The sequence below is a fragment of the Pseudomonadota bacterium genome (assembly GCA_039815145.1).
In the GTDB taxonomy this organism is placed as follows: domain Bacteria; phylum Pseudomonadota; class Gammaproteobacteria; order Steroidobacterales; family JBCBZW01; genus JBCBZW01.
Window position 1 is genome coordinate 1 of the sequence record JBCBZW010000028.1, and the last position, 13,830, is coordinate 13,830.

The window sequence follows — 13,830 nt, forward strand, 5'->3', positions numbered from 1 at the left end:
CTCGAGTCGTCCACTAGGTGCCCGGGCTCGCGCGGGTCGTAGACCTTCTTGCCGCGGACGCGAACTAGGATCTGCTCCGGGTAGCCCTGGGCCCACACCGACGCGTCGGGGTCCTCGCGGGCGGTGTCGGACTGGTCCACGGCGAAGCGTAGGCCCATCTTCGAGCACCCACGCTGACGGTGGGCGGTTGTCCACAGCGTGGGGAGTTCGGCGCTTAGCAGGGGCAGCACCGTGTCGTCATCGGTGCCGAGCTTCCACTCAAGGCGGAGCAGGCTGTTGCCGTCGGCGTCGACGAACGCCGGGTTGGTCACCCAGCCGTTGCCGTCGACCTCGGTCGCCAGGTCGATGACCGGGTAGTCGTCGAGGTGAAGGGAGACGAACTCGTCGACCTCGTGGCCGGTGAACGTGTGCACCTCCCACCAGGCCATATTGTCCGGCGGTACCTCGTGGATGAACGACAGCTGTCCCGCGGTCGTGGCGGTGCCGTAGATGATCTTTCGATGGGTGTCGGCGCCGGTTTCGGTGACCGTGCGCGAACCGAACCCTGGCGCCGAGTCGCCCTGGCTCTGGCGGCCAATCAGGGCACGCTCGACAGCAGAGAGCGCCGCCAGCCCGGCGACCTTCAGCGCCGCACCGGCCACGATCGCGGCCTTGGTGCCGCTGGCTAGAAAGGTACTGACCGCCGTGAACGTTGCTGGCATCAGTCCACCCTCCACGCGTGAGAGCAGCGCGACAGGTCTAGCGACACCCAGCCACGCGGACGAGCGGCGAACACGGCACGGGCGCCGGTGTGCACACCCACCGCCCAAGAAGGCCTCGCACGTTGCCACGGCGAGCAGTCTGCGACGACGAGATCTCCGACCCGCGCCTGACGTATCTCGATTGGCTCCCCGAGAACAGCAGTCACCGCCGCCGCCATCTTTCCCGCACCCAACGCGCGGCGTAACGCCACAGCCTCCCGCGGCGACGACCAGAACAGCCCCGACTCTGCCAGCAAGTCCCGCCCGTGCACGGCAAGGATCAACGCGTTCGCGAACTTGGCGCAGTCGTGGACCCCATACTCGAAAGGCGTGTCCGAGTGCTGCGCCATGGCGCGCGCTAGCTTGGCCTCGATCACAGCGGCTGCGGGGGGAGTTCGTTCGGCGCCAGGCCGCCGTCCCCCTGCCTCGTGCCCACGCGTGCCGACCCGTCGCCCAGCTGAATCGTTCGGCCCGTCAGCGGTAGGTACTCGAACCCTCGATCGCCAGGGAACAGCGCCTGCTGATCCGCGTCGGTATAGCGCGAACCATTCGGCCGCAACAGATCCGCCGCGGCGTTCTCGCACTGGAGCTCAAGCTGCTCGATACCTTCCTCATCGCTGACCGCAACGAAGTCCATTTGTCCGGCATGCAGCAGGATCGGATCCGGCGTCGCTTGCGTGCCGTCCTCGTTGAACAATCGAATCCGGACGCGGTAATTGCGGCCACGGATAGGCGTGTTTAGCGCACTGTTGACCACAGTCCCCGCGTCGTCGAGGTCCTGGGGCAGCGCCAGCGCCATCCGCAGCCCCGTCGGCCGCCCGTCGCCCGCCTCCTCGATCGTATCGATCTGACCGAGCTCGCCCACCGAGCGGTAGGTGTTGCCGCCATAGGTGACGTCTGCTGCACCGTTGGTGATGTACTCCGTACCCGTGTCGAAATCGAACTCAACGTCGAACTCGACGCCGATGTGCTCTCGATCGAGTACGGCCTGCTGTTCGGTGTCCGTGATCATGGGTTCGTCGACCTCGGGAACACTTCGACCATCTGTAGGGGCAGCGTCCCCATGCCCGCGCGCTGGTAGGTGACGTCCGTATCCGCCGCCTGGACGAGAATGCTCGGCCTATGCAGGATGACGGGGTCGCCGATCGCCAGCGGCTTGCGCAAGCTCGGCGCGAACGACAGCGATTCCTCGCCGGCGCCGAAGGTCTCAAGGTCCGTCGTCAGCTGCTTGAACTCTCCGTTGATCTCGATGAAGTCGCCAACGAACAGGGCGATGTCGAGACTGCCGGGCAGGCCGCCGATGCGGGCGACGCTCTCGCCCTTCTGCGCGGTTGCCGTCACCGTCGCCGCCGGCGCCACCGCCATCTGGCTGAAGTAGATCGAGCCGGCCTCGCCGCTCACCATGGACAGGAACGCGGTGTTGCCCGACGCGACAAAGGTGTAGGTGAAGCGACCGACGTCGTCCGCGGTCAGCGAGACGTTCAGGAGGTTGTTATCCTCCGACGTGCTCCCGACTCGGAGCGTCGCCGTGGATCCGACGCGCGGGTCGATGTGGTACTCGCCGGTAAGGCTGTACGTCATTCCATCCGTCACAGCGATCTGCTGTTCGGCTCCAGTCCCAGCGTTGCCGCGGATCTCCAGGCGATAGGAATTGACGGCGAGCGTAGAGCCTCCATCGACGGCGATGGTTGTCCACAGCTCAGCGCCCAGACGGTTCGATTGCAGGTACCCGGACCCAGCGGCCAGCAGGTTGCCGCGAACCACCTCGCCGCCTGGGTGCTGCCGGGGGTAGTACCAGAACCGCTTGCGCGTCTCCTGCACGGAGTTCACGAAGGACGACGCGCGGTTCAGGCGGGCGCGCTCTTCTCGAGTGGAGTCGCCCAAGATGCCGAAGGTGGCATTGAGCGCCCATGCAGCACCAGGCCGGAAGGTGGTCACGCTGACCGCCGCGCTTGGCGATGGATTCGTCCTGGTGTTGCCACGCAAGCCGATGCTGAGGTTCAGCGGGGCAACGTCTGGGAAGATCGAGTGTCCCATTACAGTCGCCTCCGCCTGCGTTCGTCGCGGACCTTCGAGAGGATTTGACGGCCCTGCGCATCAAGCGCCCTGCGCTGGCGCGCTTCACTGGCGGCCAACTCTTGCCTGAACATGTTCACCTGCTCGTCGCTGCCGCCGCCGTGCACGTGCACCGTTGAACCACCAACATTGAGCGCAAGCGACATGTCGCCACCGCCGAATAGCTGGCTATCGAGCATGAAGCGCCCATCCATCCCAGGCACGAACGTCTCCCCCTCGGGACGCCCCGGCTCCACTCGGTAGGCCTTGCCAGCGAACGCGTTCGTTGCGTGAGACTGGCCAAAGACCGAGCCGAACACCTTGCCGAAGATGCCGCCGCCACCGGGCAAGAACCCGGAGCCGCCACCGCCACCGGAGCCGTTGCTGCCGAATATGGCGTTGGTCAGTTTGGCGGCGAGCGCTTGCGCGAGGAGCCTCTTCAGGAACCGAGCGAAGCTCGCACCCATTCGCTTCAGTCCACCATCAAACGCATCCTCAAAGCCCTGGGCGAAGATGTCTTGGATGTTCTCGCGGGCGCGGCGGGAGAAGTCGCCGATCTTCTTCTCGGACTCCTTGGCGGTCTCGGTCAGCGCGGCGAGGTCTTCCTCGTAGCCCTCGCGGATGGACTCGAAGACGGGCGCGAAGCGCGCGTTGGCAGCGTCCGGCGTAAGGCCCAGACCTTCAATCGCGGCCTGTTGCACTCGGGCGATGTCCGCCTTCATCTTGGCGTGGAGACGCTCGGCCTCGGATGCGTACTCGAGGCGCACGCCCTCGATGATCTGCGCTGCCTCGCGCCCACGGTCCCTCGCCCGAGTAACAGCCCCGGTCTTGTCTGAGCCCCCGCCCTTCGAGGCTGCGCCGCCAAGCAACTTGAGATCGATCGTAGGAGCGGGCCCGCCCCCCCGACTCAGTTCGCGGAATCGCTCTTGCAGCTCCTGCGCTCGGTCCAGCTCCTCGGCGAGAGCCTTCGTTCCTCGCTCGACCAGCTTCCCATCCGGTCCCGCACCGAGAATCTTGGCTAGTAGCGCGCCGCCCTCGAAGTTCGCGTTTTCGTTCAGTCCGCGCTGAATGTCGGCGATGCGCTTGGCGTTCTTCTCCATCTCCGCGAGCACGGCGTCGCGGGACATACCCGCCGCCTCCTCCCGAAGCTTGAAGACGGACTGCGCAACTTTGGTGATGGCGATCGCCGCCGGCAGCGCAACGTTCTCGGTCATCTGATCGATGACCGCACTGAACTCACTGAACGCCCGGCGCGCCTTCACCGCGTTCGCGGCGGCCTTCTCGGAGAGCGTTACGCCGAGATCTTCGGCGCGATCTGCGGCGGCCCTGAACCCCTCAGCCATCCGGAGAGCGGCAGCAGCGCCTTCACTGTCGAAGATCTTCCTGGCGACTGCGATTCGATCGCCCTGATTCTCGATCTTCGAGAGTGCGTCGGCGATCGCTTCGAACTGCTTGTCGGCTTGAAGGTTTCGAAGCTTCGCCGCATCGAGGTTCAATGCGCGGAACGCGTTGCGCGCCTCGCCGACACCGATCGCCGCCTCGGACACGTTGCGCGTCATCCGCTGCAGCAACAGATTGACTTGGTTCTGCTGGACACCGAACTGGTCGGCGGCGAACGTGAACTTGGAGTAGGCCTCCGTCCCGATGCCAAGGAAGCGCGCGGTGTCGGCCGCGGCAGCCTTAAGTCGTACCTGTTCACCTACGGCCTGGGCAACGCCTCGACCAACGAGCACAGCCGCCAGGCCGCCGGCGATCTTCTGCAAGCCAGCGAACGACTTCTGCACACCGCCGATGTCCTTGGACACCTTCTTCTGCCAGCGCTGCGCCGCTTTTTCGGCGTCAGTTAGGCCCGCCTTGAACTTAGCGGAGCGGATGGAGAGACCGACGAAGATGTCGAGTAGGCTCCTACTCCTTGCCATCGTCGGGTTCCTCCATGCCTAGCAGGTCGAACAAGCAGTCGGTTTCCCGAGGGGTATGTTCCTCAGCCCGCTCGGTGCTCAAGTACTTGAGTGCGATCACATCGACGAAGTCTTCTGGAGACCACGTCTCCATGATCGTGGTGGGAGAGATGCCGCTTTGCAGGGCGACCCCTATCGCTATGCGTCGGAGGGGTCGCCCTCGGAGTTTCCCGCGGCTTTCTCCAACTCCTCCTCGCTGTCCTCGCCCACATCGAGGAGCGCGCCGACGCCGCTCAGATCCTCAAGCGCTTCCCACGCCACGGTGACGAAGTCGGGGTCGAGTTCGTTGTCGCCGACCTCTTGCGCGCCCTTGGTCTTGAGGAGGTCAGCGATCGCGGGATGATCCAGACACATCGCCACGCACTTGCGCCGCAGAGCCACCAGCCGCTGATAGATCTCGACCTTCTCGGAGTCGAGTCGGGCCGCCGTCTCGTCGTCGTCCTCGTCGTCGGGCTCGGACTGGGCCAACAGCGTGATGATCATCATCATGTCGTCGGCCATAGACGCGGACATCGCGCGAAGTTGGTAGGTCTCGCCGTCGTGCTCGAAGGTGCCTGTCTTGCGGAACATCAAGCCACCGTCTTCGTGATTGGGCCGCTGATCTTCACCGTGGCGTTGATGGGCACCGACGATCCACGCGAGTGCTCGATGCCGTGATCCTGCACCTCGCCGAGGAAGTCGTAGGTTGCGACCACGGTGTTATCGGCGCGGCTCAGCGACTCTACGCGGCACCAACGGCGCGCGTTGTCGGTGAACGCGTCCGCCTCAAGGCGCGCCAGGCCGGCGTCCGTCTCGTCGACGAAGCCCGTGATGGTGATCGTGTTCCCATCAGGTACGTCACTCAGGAAGACCATGGCGTTGTCCTCCATGTCTGTGACGTCGACCATCTGCTTCGATGGGCCAGGACCGTTGACGGTGACTGTGCCCCCGACTTGGGTGTAGTTCTCGGAGGTGTTGGTTTCCGGCGCTGGGAGCGAATCCCCCAAGTAGAACCGGGCCTTGGACATGCGCTTGGCGGTCATGGTGTTGTGAACTCCTCTTCGTTCCAGCTGATGCGATAGTCCTGGCTGATGCGGTTGTCCATCAGGTCGCCTTGCTGACCCGTGTAGTCCCGCTCATCCGTCTTGTCAGTTCCCCACACGAGCACCTGGTTGGGCGCAGTGCCGAGCAATCCCCTGACCTGCTCCATAGCCGTCTTGGCGGCCCTCCCTGCCTGGCCTGCCTCGTCGACGCTGTCGCCGTAAGCGTCGATCTGAATGAGGCTGTCGGTGACACCGCTCGTGTCGTCCTCCATGTCGTACTCGGGGGTCGTAGAGATCCACTGCAGCACCAGGAACTGGCCGGTGGATTGGTGGGGCGCGCGACGCGTGTAGAGGGGAATGGAGAGTGCAGCGTCGAGCGTCGCGAACACGGCGCGGCGCAGATCGAGTTCGTCAGCCATTCGGCGGCACCAACTTGTCGAGCGTCCTGCGCAGCTGCTTCATCAAACGCTCGACGACGACGTCGCCTTGCGACTCCAGCGCCGGCCGGAGAAATGGTTGGGCCGGCGTGTTGCGTGTACCGCGCTCGACGAACTTCGCGTAGAAGGGATCGCCCCGCTTGCTCTTACGAGGGCCGACAATCACCGACATCTCGCGCTCTAGACCTTGGGGTCGGACGGCCTTGCGGACGAGACTGTCGCGCAGGGTTCCGCCTTCTCGGTCGCCTTCGTACTCGCCGACCGGTGCAAGCGCCTTGGCCTTCTTGAGCACTGGGAGCATGGCGTACATCGCTGCGCGCCTGACGGCCTTGAACTGAGCAACGCCGTCGAGGGCCTTCAGCTTCTGCTCGAGTTCGCGCGCGCCCTCGATCTTCACTTCGAAATCCACGGCAACCTCACTTGCGCCGGCGCGCGGCGATCATCGTCTCGCGGTCGGCACTACCCTCTGGCTCGAAGGTGCCGGCGATGTCGTACACGACGCCTCGCCACCGCAGCTGCCAGTCAGCCTCGATGACCGCGTTCCTGCCCTTGAGCTCGCGCGTCGCGATGATGGCGTCGACCTCGGCGATGGCCTGCTCGTATCGCTCGAACTCGCGGGCCCCGCGCTCCATGACACGGCAGCGGAGTTTGGTGACGACGGTGAAGCCACGGACCACGCCACCGGATGCGTCCTGCGTCGTGGTGGGCTTGAGCACCTCGACGACATGGCGAAGGCGACCACCTCTCACACCGCACCCCACACCCGCCAGGACTGCAGGATCGACTTAGCGCCCTGCGGCATCTCGGTCGCGATCGTGCCCGTAACCACCGCCTCACGGTTCTCGTAGTAGTGGCCGATCAGGAACCGCACTGCCTGCAGCAGGATGGGCGGGACACGTGACACGGTGGGCCAGCCGACAGTCACACGTAGGGTCACGGCGCTTCGTCGCCCTGCCTGGGTTGCGGGCCACGCTCCCTGGGGAGCCGGCAGCACAACGGCGCCCTGCTCGTTCGACGTGTCCACCTGGTACTCGGCCGGGTCGAGCGTCACCGACTCGCCCGTCCCGTCGACGTACGCGAGCGAGTCGACGGACTGGCAAAAGCCACCCGGGACCCGGATGTAAGTGCCCCCGTCGTCGCAAACGTTGGGGAAGCGCGGCAGCGTGATATCCCACTCCTGGGTGAGCAGAGCCCGGTGGGTCTCGCGTTCAGCCGCACTGCGTGCTGCCACGATGTAGCCCGAGAGCAACCGATCGTCTTCCTGGTGGGTGATGTTCAGGTGCTCACGCGCATCGCGAACCGTGAGCGGCTCGAGGCTGGGCAAGGTGACGATGCTGGTGGCCACTTACCGCGACTCACGCATGGGGCGACCGACAGCTCGCTCTGTCCGCCCATGGTTGCTCTCTTCCCGTTCGCGCATCTCGCGCAGGCGCGGGGATTCCTCGCGACGCTCGGTGCGCCGCGCGTCCGGCTTCTTCATGTACTTTCTCCGGGGGAATGGACCCAGGGGGCGAACCCCTGGGCCCGGGGTCGTAGTACCGGCTTACGCCATGGTCAGGCGCTTGATGGCGCGGGAGTCCTCGACGCGAGCGTCGCGGCGGGTCCAGAACAGGAAGCCCACCTGGAGGCTATCGGCGTACTTCTCGGCAAACCGAAGCATCTCGATACCACGCACAGCACGCACGCCGTAGCGGCTCAGCGCGCCGTAGACCACCGGCACGGTACCGGTCGCGATGTCCGGCATGTCCTGGTCCACCACGTACTGGTCACCGTCGATTGTCGGCGGCTCACCAAGCGCGATGTTCGGCTGCCAGAGCGGTCGGCCGCTGTCCGTCTCCGTGAACAGCTTCAGTACCTTCAGGGTGTTGTCGTTGAACACCCAGCGCGGGCCCATGCGGCGATAAGCCGGATCGACCTCGTGCTTGAGGTCGAGTAGCTCTTCGTAGGTGAACGCCGTCGCCGACACCGCGTCGACACCAGCGGCAGCGCCAATGGTCAGACCCTCGATGGTCGGTGTCGGTGCGCTTGGCCCGCCGCCGATCGCGTGGCGACTGGACAGGATGCGACCCAAACGCTCGGCGCCCTTGCCCTCGAGGTACTGCATGATGTTGATGTTCGCATCTTGCAGCAGGTTGAAGCTGACGCGGATGATCTTCGAAGTGAAGATGTACGACAGGTAGTTGATGATTCCCAGGGTCTGGTCGGACTGCGACGCCTGCGCGTTCTCCGCAAGCTGTTCACCTACCTGGAAGTCGTCATCCTTCGGGACTGGCAACAGAGCACCGGTGGCCGTGGGGTAGAGCATCGGGCCATTCGGCTGACCGGCAAGGGCGCCGATCGCGTCATAGTCCTGCATCCCCAGAACGATCCGACCGGCCGACTCTTCGGTCACCGCGTAGCCGCCGGCAGTATCGGGCGTGGTGCCCTGGGCGCGAACTTCGTCCGGCACAGCGCCTGCGCGCTGCATCATGATGTTCCGCTGCTCTTCGTTACACGCGGTGATACCGCCACGCAGGAACACGTTGAACGCATCGCGCACGCGCGCCTCCGGATCTGCCGGGGGCTGGCCATTGGCGCTTCGCTCCTGGCTTGGGCCGATGCGACCGCTGGGGTTGCGGTCACCGGCTTCGCCGTATTCGTCACGAGCGTAGTCATCGACATCCTGCGCGTACGCCCGCGCTTCGTCCATCATGGACTCGGTTGCCTCAATGCGCTGATCCAGATCCGAGCGCGCCTGGTGGAGGTTGTCCCAGGTCTGCTTCTCGTCAGCGTTGAAGCCGCGGTCTTCCTTCTCCGCACCGTCGTAGACCGTGCGCAGCTCGGTGTCGATCTTGTTGCGCTTCCCCTTGAGCTCGCGCAAGCGTTTCACTAGGTCCGTCATTGCCCTATTCCTCTGATGGTTGCTATCGGATAAACAACCGCGGTCAGACCTCATCAGGACCGTGCGCGGTCAATGCACGCGGCGAACCCTCAGCCCCTCATCAGAGGCCGATCCGTCGCGTGCAAGTTCGGTAAGGTGCTAGGCGCCGATTGACGCCAGGTACGCTGCTCGGCGCTCCATCGCGCCCTTGTAAAGATCGTTGTGGTCACGGAGCTCGCCGAGCGCTTGGTCGAGGCCGCGGCGCGCGTGCTCAAGCCGCTCCGGGTAACACTGCGCGGGGGACAGCTGGGCCGCTCCGGAGCGCGCCTCGCTAGTCGTCTGGGTGTACGCAGGGAACGTGACGGGGGCCGTGTCGTAGAGACGGCTGATGCTCATCACTGTTCGGACGATGACACCGTCGTCGTCTTCGTCCCACTGGCTGCCGCCAGGCGCCACGCGGAACGCGAAGCTTGACTGGAAGATCTGGCGATCACGCAGGAGCGGCATGTAGGTGCGCCAAGCGGCGTTGTCCTCGGCCGGCGTGCACAGATACTCAAGCCCCGCATCGGACACTTCGAGATCGTGGTTGATCCCTGCACGGCCCAGTAGGCCCGCCGCCGTGTAGTCGTGGTTTGCCGCGCACACGGCGCCGTCCATATCGCAGTTTGCGAACGCGTCTCGGTGGATCACTTCCACGAAGCCACCGAGCGGGACGCTGCGCTGATCGAACACCGTGGCGATACCTGCAACCTGCGTGCACTCACCTTCGGCGCGTACGCTGGGCTTGGCGCCCGCGTACCAACTGCTCATCCGGTACTCGGTGTCATTCATGTCTCGGTGTCCTGGGTCAGTAGTTCGGCGACGGTCCGAGCAGTGAGCTCGGGCAGCTCGTGGCCTTCGGTAAACGCCTCGCGGCGTGCAGCCAGGAAGCTCCGCACAGCCTCAGCGGCGCTGGCTTCGGGCGCTCCGCATACGCGGGCAACGGTCTGGAATACGGGCAGCGCCTGGCGCTCCGCGATGTCCGCGTGCTTGGCGTCCCACCATTCGGCGCGACTCTCGCCGGCCTTGGCTTCGCGCCGCTCCAGCACCTCGACCAATTCCCGCACCACCGGCTGCACTGAATCCGGGTCGGCGAAACGCTGCACGGCGCTCGCTTCGCTCTCGGTCATCAGCGCTCGCTGTGCGCTCGGTTGCTGCTGCTGACCCTCGGGATCCATGTTCAGCGGGCGCAGGTAGTTGTCGAGTGCAGAGTCAGTAACGTTCCAGTGCTCGGCCTCGCGCGCCTCGTTGCGACTCATGAAGCCAGCGGTGATGCCCTTCTGGTAGGCCTCGAATCGAGTGGCGATGTCTCCACGCAGCAGCTCGTCGAGCTGGAAGCGGATGTAAAACCCGTCCGCGAGCTCCGTGCGCGTGAGCAGCTTGCGCATCAGCTCCTGCTCCCAGGAACGTACTAGGCGGTGCATGGTGTGTTTGACGAAGAACAGGTCCTGCTCTTCGATGTTGGAGAAGGTCGAGCGATCCATGTCGCCGACCATGTGCGGCGGCACACGGTAGTAGCCGCAGATCTCCGTGCGGATGTGCTTGGCCTGCTCCAGCAGCTGCGCGTCAGTGCCGGTCATGCCGGCCGACTTGAAGCTCATCCCGCTTGGCAGTAGCGCGACGCGCCCCGTCTGTGACAGCTGCCCGTACGCCTTTCGCCAGTGGCTCAGGAACTCGTCGCGGGCCTCGGGGCTGGAGAACTTCCCCTCGGACTCGATAACGCCCGAGATGCCGCCGTTCGCAAAGGTGCGGGAAGCTCGCTCGCGCGCCGCGATGCCCGTGCCGATCGTCTCGCGAAGGAAACCGATGGGCGACTGACCCTCGATACCGTCGTAGGTGTGCCCCTTGATGTGCACGACCTCGCCAGGCAGGAAGCGGAACGACACGCCGTCGATCACCGTCTGATAAACCGGCGGGCGGCCGCCGCCTGGTCGAAGCATCGTGGTAGCGCTCGACTCAAGCGGGTACATCTCAACTGGCCGACCCTGGTTGTCAAAGTCGACGAACATGTACCCGGCACTATCCACCTGTCGCCACCACTCGACCACGCCCAGCGCGTCGAGGCTTGTCATCCAGGGGTTGGGCTCGAGGTTAAGTAGCCGCCACAATGGGTGCTCGGGAACTGATCGAGTCTGACGGTCACCGGTGCGTTGACGAACCTCCACCGGCAGCACGCTCAGTGACTGCGACAGGACGTTCACGCAAGCCGCCACAGTAGAAAGGCGCAGCGCGTTTTCGCGATTGACGGTGACACCCGCCGACGTAGGACCCGCGCCCAGGATCGACAGCAACGACGGATCGGTCAGCGTGAGTCCGGTGATGTCGCCACTGTAGTTGGTAGTCGAGCGGGCCTCTGCGGGATGGGGTATCCGTGCATTGCAACTCGACTGCCAACGCTGTAGCTCAGTAATGTTCACGCGATGATCAACTCGCCGTCGTAGACCGGCCCAGAGTCGTCATTCATCCATCCAGCCACTGCCATGATTGTGGCGACGCCCGCATCGATCTTTCCGTTCGAGCCGTCGCGGTCGGGCTTGATGTTGCCCGCGGGGTCGCTCTTGGCCTTGATGTTCTCTAGGCAGTAGCTCAACACGGGGTCTCCTCCACCATTCACGACGCGACGTAGCACTAGGCGCTCGAGTTCTTTCATCGGCGCGGACAGGGAGCCGAAGCCCTGCCGGCACTGCTGCAGATCCAGGTCGCCGTCCTCGCTGAGGTTGTTTACCAGCGGGCCCGCATTCCAGGGATCGAACAGCAGCGTTCGTAGGTCGAGCACTTCGGCGAACTCGCGAACGCCCTGCTCGACGATGTTGTAGTCGGTGACGTTGCCCGGCGTGACCGTGAGCCAACCGGCATCGCGCCACGCGGCATAGGCGCTTGAGCCTCCGCACTCCCGCCAGTTCGTGATCGCCCACTCGGGTACCCATACCCTGGCGAGCAAGTCGAACTGGCCGTCGCCGTCGGGCAGCAGAGCCACGAGTGCGGTCATGTCTCGCGTGCTTGCGAGGTCGAGCCCCCCGTAGGCGATCCGCCCGCGGCACGACTCCAGCGTCACGGGCCTGCTCTCCGTGGTGCGCCACTCGGTGACCGGTAACCAGGCGACGCTCGCCGTGGTCCAGACGTTCATCTCCTTTGTCAGGAAGTGGTTACGCGTGGATGGTTGTCGGCGGGCGGTTGCGGCTGCGTCCTCGAGGTGACTCGATCCCTTGATCGTGCCTAGCCCCGGGTTGGCCTTCGCCCAACTCTTCGGATCGAACGGGTCATCCGGCTCTGCATCACCAGCGACATCGCCGTACCCGTCGAGCGTATACACCGCGCACAGGAAGCTATCGTCTTGCGTTCCGTCGCCGCGATCGAATCCCTGGAGCACACGGACGGCGTCCTGCCGCAGCTCGTAGCACGGCCCCGACACATCGAAGCCAGCGGTGGTGATGTACACCGTGAGCGGTTGCGACCTCGCGCCCATGCCCGTTTGCAGCACCTGCGCGATGCCGCTGTCCTTGTGGGCGTGGTACTCGTCGATAAGCGCGGCATGCGGGTTCAGGCCATCCTCCGTGTTGGAGTCGCGGCCGAGCGGCACCCACATGCCATTGCTGTTCGGGTAAGCGATCGAGCCGATCACCTGACGCCGCGTCTCCGCCTTGGGGAAGACGACGAGTTCTTTGTTGAGCAACGGCGAGCGCCGCGACATCACGCGTGCCGCCTTGTGGCTCAGGTTGGCCTGGTCCTTCTTGGTGGCCGCGGAGTAGATCTCCGGCGCGTCCTCGCCGTCGCAGGTGAGCATGTAGAGCCCCTGCCCTGCCATCAGCGCGGTCTTCCCGTTCTTGCGAGCGACCTCGAGGTAGGTCGTTCGAAACCGCCGGGTGCCATCCGCCCGCAGCCAACCGAACGTCTGCGCGAGCCACCACTGCTGCCAGGGATCCAGCTGGAACGGTGCATCCTTGTTCGGGAGCCGTAGCCCTCGCGCAAAGAAGTCGAGCACGCACTCGGCGGCGTCGACGTCGAACCGCAGTCCGCGCTCGTGCCCGTGCTCGAGGTCGTGGTAGAAGCGCTCAACAGCGCGGCGGATCAGGTAGCCAACGATGACGGTGCCGTCTAGAACACCCTCGCAGTACTCGGTGACCGCGGCCATCCCTGACCGCTGTTCGCTCATTTCGCTCGCTTGAAGTCCTGCAGCGACGGACCGTCTTCGCCCTTGTCGGCCTTGGTGAGCGTGGCGCGGCCGCTCGGCGTCAGCCCGAACTGAGCGAGCATCGACACCACGCGCTTGTAGGTCTCATTCCGGGTTGTGTACGCCGGGTTCCGAGACTGGTCACCCTTCTCGTTGACGTAGGAGCGACCCTCCGCCTCGATGTCCTGGCCCGTCAGTAGGTACTCGGCGAAGGAGATGGCGCACATGGCGAGCGCGTCGATGTCGCGCTCCGTCATCAGGGCGATCTCCGCCCAGCGTTCGAAGTGCGGCACGGCCGCCGGGTACGCGTTTTGTAGCCACTCCGGCGGGGCCGGCGGCTCAGTGAGCGCTACGTCGTCCTCGCCGGCGCGATCGCCGTGACGGTCGGTGCGCTTGCCGCCGCTCGCCGCAAGCAGCAGGTGCGGCTTCCTGGGCCGCCCTCCGATGCCTTTACGGCTCATTTGTAAGCTCCTGATTCCTTTGGGGGTTCAGTTTTGCCCAAAAATTTAACTCACCACCGGGCGGTCTCTGGGCAAGGGCCCGCAGGG

The 13,830-nt window shown here is 65.0% G+C and carries 16 protein-coding genes; all 16 read right to left on the reverse strand.

Going from position 1 to position 13,830, the window contains the following annotated elements; all coding sequences use genetic code 11:
- Positions 1-701: hypothetical protein (locus AAF184_09680; GenBank protein ID MEO0422593.1), on the reverse strand; the 701-nt coding region annotated here is incomplete at its 3' end.
- 412 nt (positions 702-1,113) lie between these two features.
- Positions 1,114-1,752: a hypothetical protein gene (locus tag AAF184_09685; GenBank protein ID MEO0422594.1), complete on the reverse strand. Its 639-nt coding sequence runs from the start codon at positions 1,750-1,752 to the stop codon at positions 1,114-1,116.
- A complete protein-coding gene (locus AAF184_09690) occupies positions 1,749-2,777 on the reverse strand; it encodes a hypothetical protein (protein MEO0422595.1) in 1,029 nt (342 codons plus the stop codon). Before AAF184_09690 ends, AAF184_09685 begins: the two co-directional genes overlap by 4 nt.
- The gene (locus AAF184_09695; GenBank protein ID MEO0422596.1) at positions 2,777-4,714 is read right to left on the reverse strand and encodes a hypothetical protein; all 1,938 of its coding nucleotides are present in this window, start codon (positions 4,712-4,714) and stop codon (positions 2,777-2,779) included. Before AAF184_09695 ends, AAF184_09690 begins: the two co-directional genes overlap by 1 nt.
- Positions 4,715-4,891: 177 nt before the next feature.
- Positions 4,892-5,323 carry a hypothetical protein gene (locus tag AAF184_09700; protein ID MEO0422597.1) on the reverse strand — a complete coding sequence of 144 codons (432 nt, stop codon included), beginning with the start codon at positions 5,321-5,323 and terminating at the stop codon, positions 4,892-4,894.
- Positions 5,323-5,775 (reverse strand): hypothetical protein, encoded by a 453-nt coding sequence (locus AAF184_09705; protein ID MEO0422598.1) that lies wholly within the window; start codon positions 5,773-5,775, stop codon positions 5,323-5,325. The genes AAF184_09700 and AAF184_09705 overlap by 1 nt, the downstream gene beginning before the upstream one ends.
- Complete coding sequence (locus AAF184_09710; GenBank protein MEO0422599.1) at positions 5,772-6,194, reverse strand: hypothetical protein; 423 nt, start codon at positions 6,192-6,194, stop codon at positions 5,772-5,774. Before AAF184_09710 ends, AAF184_09705 begins: the two co-directional genes overlap by 4 nt.
- On the reverse strand, positions 6,187-6,621 hold the full coding sequence (locus AAF184_09715) for an HK97-gp10 family putative phage morphogenesis protein (protein MEO0422600.1): 435 nt from the start codon (positions 6,619-6,621) through the stop codon (positions 6,187-6,189). Before AAF184_09715 ends, AAF184_09710 begins: the two co-directional genes overlap by 8 nt.
- Before the next feature lie 7 nt (positions 6,622-6,628).
- Complete coding sequence (locus AAF184_09720; GenBank protein MEO0422601.1) at positions 6,629-6,973, reverse strand: head-tail adaptor protein; 345 nt, start codon at positions 6,971-6,973, stop codon at positions 6,629-6,631.
- Positions 6,958-7,557 carry a head-tail connector protein gene (locus AAF184_09725; protein ID MEO0422602.1) on the reverse strand — a complete coding sequence of 200 codons (600 nt, stop codon included), beginning with the start codon at positions 7,555-7,557 and terminating at the stop codon, positions 6,958-6,960. The genes AAF184_09720 and AAF184_09725 overlap by 16 nt, the downstream gene beginning before the upstream one ends.
- Complete coding sequence (locus AAF184_09730) at positions 7,558-7,692, reverse strand: hypothetical protein (GenBank protein MEO0422603.1); 135 nt, start codon at positions 7,690-7,692, stop codon at positions 7,558-7,560.
- 63 nt (positions 7,693-7,755) lie between these two features.
- Complete coding sequence (locus tag AAF184_09735) at positions 7,756-9,093, reverse strand: phage major capsid protein (protein MEO0422604.1); 1,338 nt, start codon at positions 9,091-9,093, stop codon at positions 7,756-7,758.
- Between the two features lie 138 nt (positions 9,094-9,231).
- Positions 9,232-9,903 carry an HK97 family phage prohead protease gene (locus tag AAF184_09740; GenBank protein MEO0422605.1) on the reverse strand — a complete coding sequence of 224 codons (672 nt, stop codon included), beginning with the start codon at positions 9,901-9,903 and terminating at the stop codon, positions 9,232-9,234.
- Positions 9,900-11,528 carry a phage portal protein gene (locus tag AAF184_09745; protein ID MEO0422606.1) on the reverse strand — a complete coding sequence of 543 codons (1,629 nt, stop codon included), beginning with the start codon at positions 11,526-11,528 and terminating at the stop codon, positions 9,900-9,902. Before AAF184_09745 ends, AAF184_09740 begins: the two co-directional genes overlap by 4 nt.
- The gene (locus AAF184_09750) at positions 11,525-13,264 is read right to left on the reverse strand and encodes a terminase TerL endonuclease subunit (protein ID MEO0422607.1); all 1,740 of its coding nucleotides are present in this window, start codon (positions 13,262-13,264) and stop codon (positions 11,525-11,527) included. The genes AAF184_09745 and AAF184_09750 overlap by 4 nt, the downstream gene beginning before the upstream one ends.
- A complete protein-coding gene (locus AAF184_09755) occupies positions 13,261-13,743 on the reverse strand; it encodes a phage terminase small subunit P27 family (GenBank protein MEO0422608.1) in 483 nt (160 codons plus the stop codon). Before AAF184_09755 ends, AAF184_09750 begins: the two co-directional genes overlap by 4 nt.
- Positions 13,744-13,830 lie beyond the last annotated feature (87 nt).

What these genes read in the sequence shown, in the direction of transcription:
- AAF184_09750 (MEO0422607.1), bottom strand. Translation starts at nt 13,264, where the DNA reads ATGAGCGAACAGCGGTCAGGGATGGCCGCGGTCACCGAGTACTGCGAG.
- AAF184_09690 (MEO0422595.1), bottom strand. Translation starts at nt 2,777, where the DNA reads ATGGGACACTCGATCTTCCCAGACGTTGCCCCGCTGAACCTCAGCATC.
- AAF184_09755 (MEO0422608.1), bottom strand. Translation starts at nt 13,743, where the DNA reads ATGAGCCGTAAAGGCATCGGAGGGCGGCCCAGGAAGCCGCACCTGCTG.
- AAF184_09730 (MEO0422603.1), bottom strand. Translation starts at nt 7,692, where the DNA reads ATGAAGAAGCCGGACGCGCGGCGCACCGAGCGTCGCGAGGAATCCCCG.
- AAF184_09685 (MEO0422594.1), bottom strand. Translation starts at nt 1,752, where the DNA reads ATGATCACGGACACCGAACAGCAGGCCGTACTCGATCGAGAGCACATC.
- AAF184_09695 (MEO0422596.1), bottom strand. Translation starts at nt 4,714, where the DNA reads ATGGCAAGGAGTAGGAGCCTACTCGACATCTTCGTCGGTCTCTCCATC.
- AAF184_09705 (MEO0422598.1), bottom strand. Translation starts at nt 5,775, where the DNA reads ATGACCGCCAAGCGCATGTCCAAGGCCCGGTTCTACTTGGGGGATTCG.
- AAF184_09735 (MEO0422604.1), bottom strand. Translation starts at nt 9,093, where the DNA reads ATGACGGACCTAGTGAAACGCTTGCGCGAGCTCAAGGGGAAGCGCAAC.
- AAF184_09700 (MEO0422597.1), bottom strand. Translation starts at nt 5,323, where the DNA reads ATGTTCCGCAAGACAGGCACCTTCGAGCACGACGGCGAGACCTACCAA.
- AAF184_09710 (MEO0422599.1), bottom strand. Translation starts at nt 6,194, where the DNA reads ATGGCTGACGAACTCGATCTGCGCCGCGCCGTGTTCGCGACGCTCGAC.
- AAF184_09740 (MEO0422605.1), bottom strand. Translation starts at nt 9,903, where the DNA reads ATGAATGACACCGAGTACCGGATGAGCAGTTGGTACGCGGGCGCCAAG.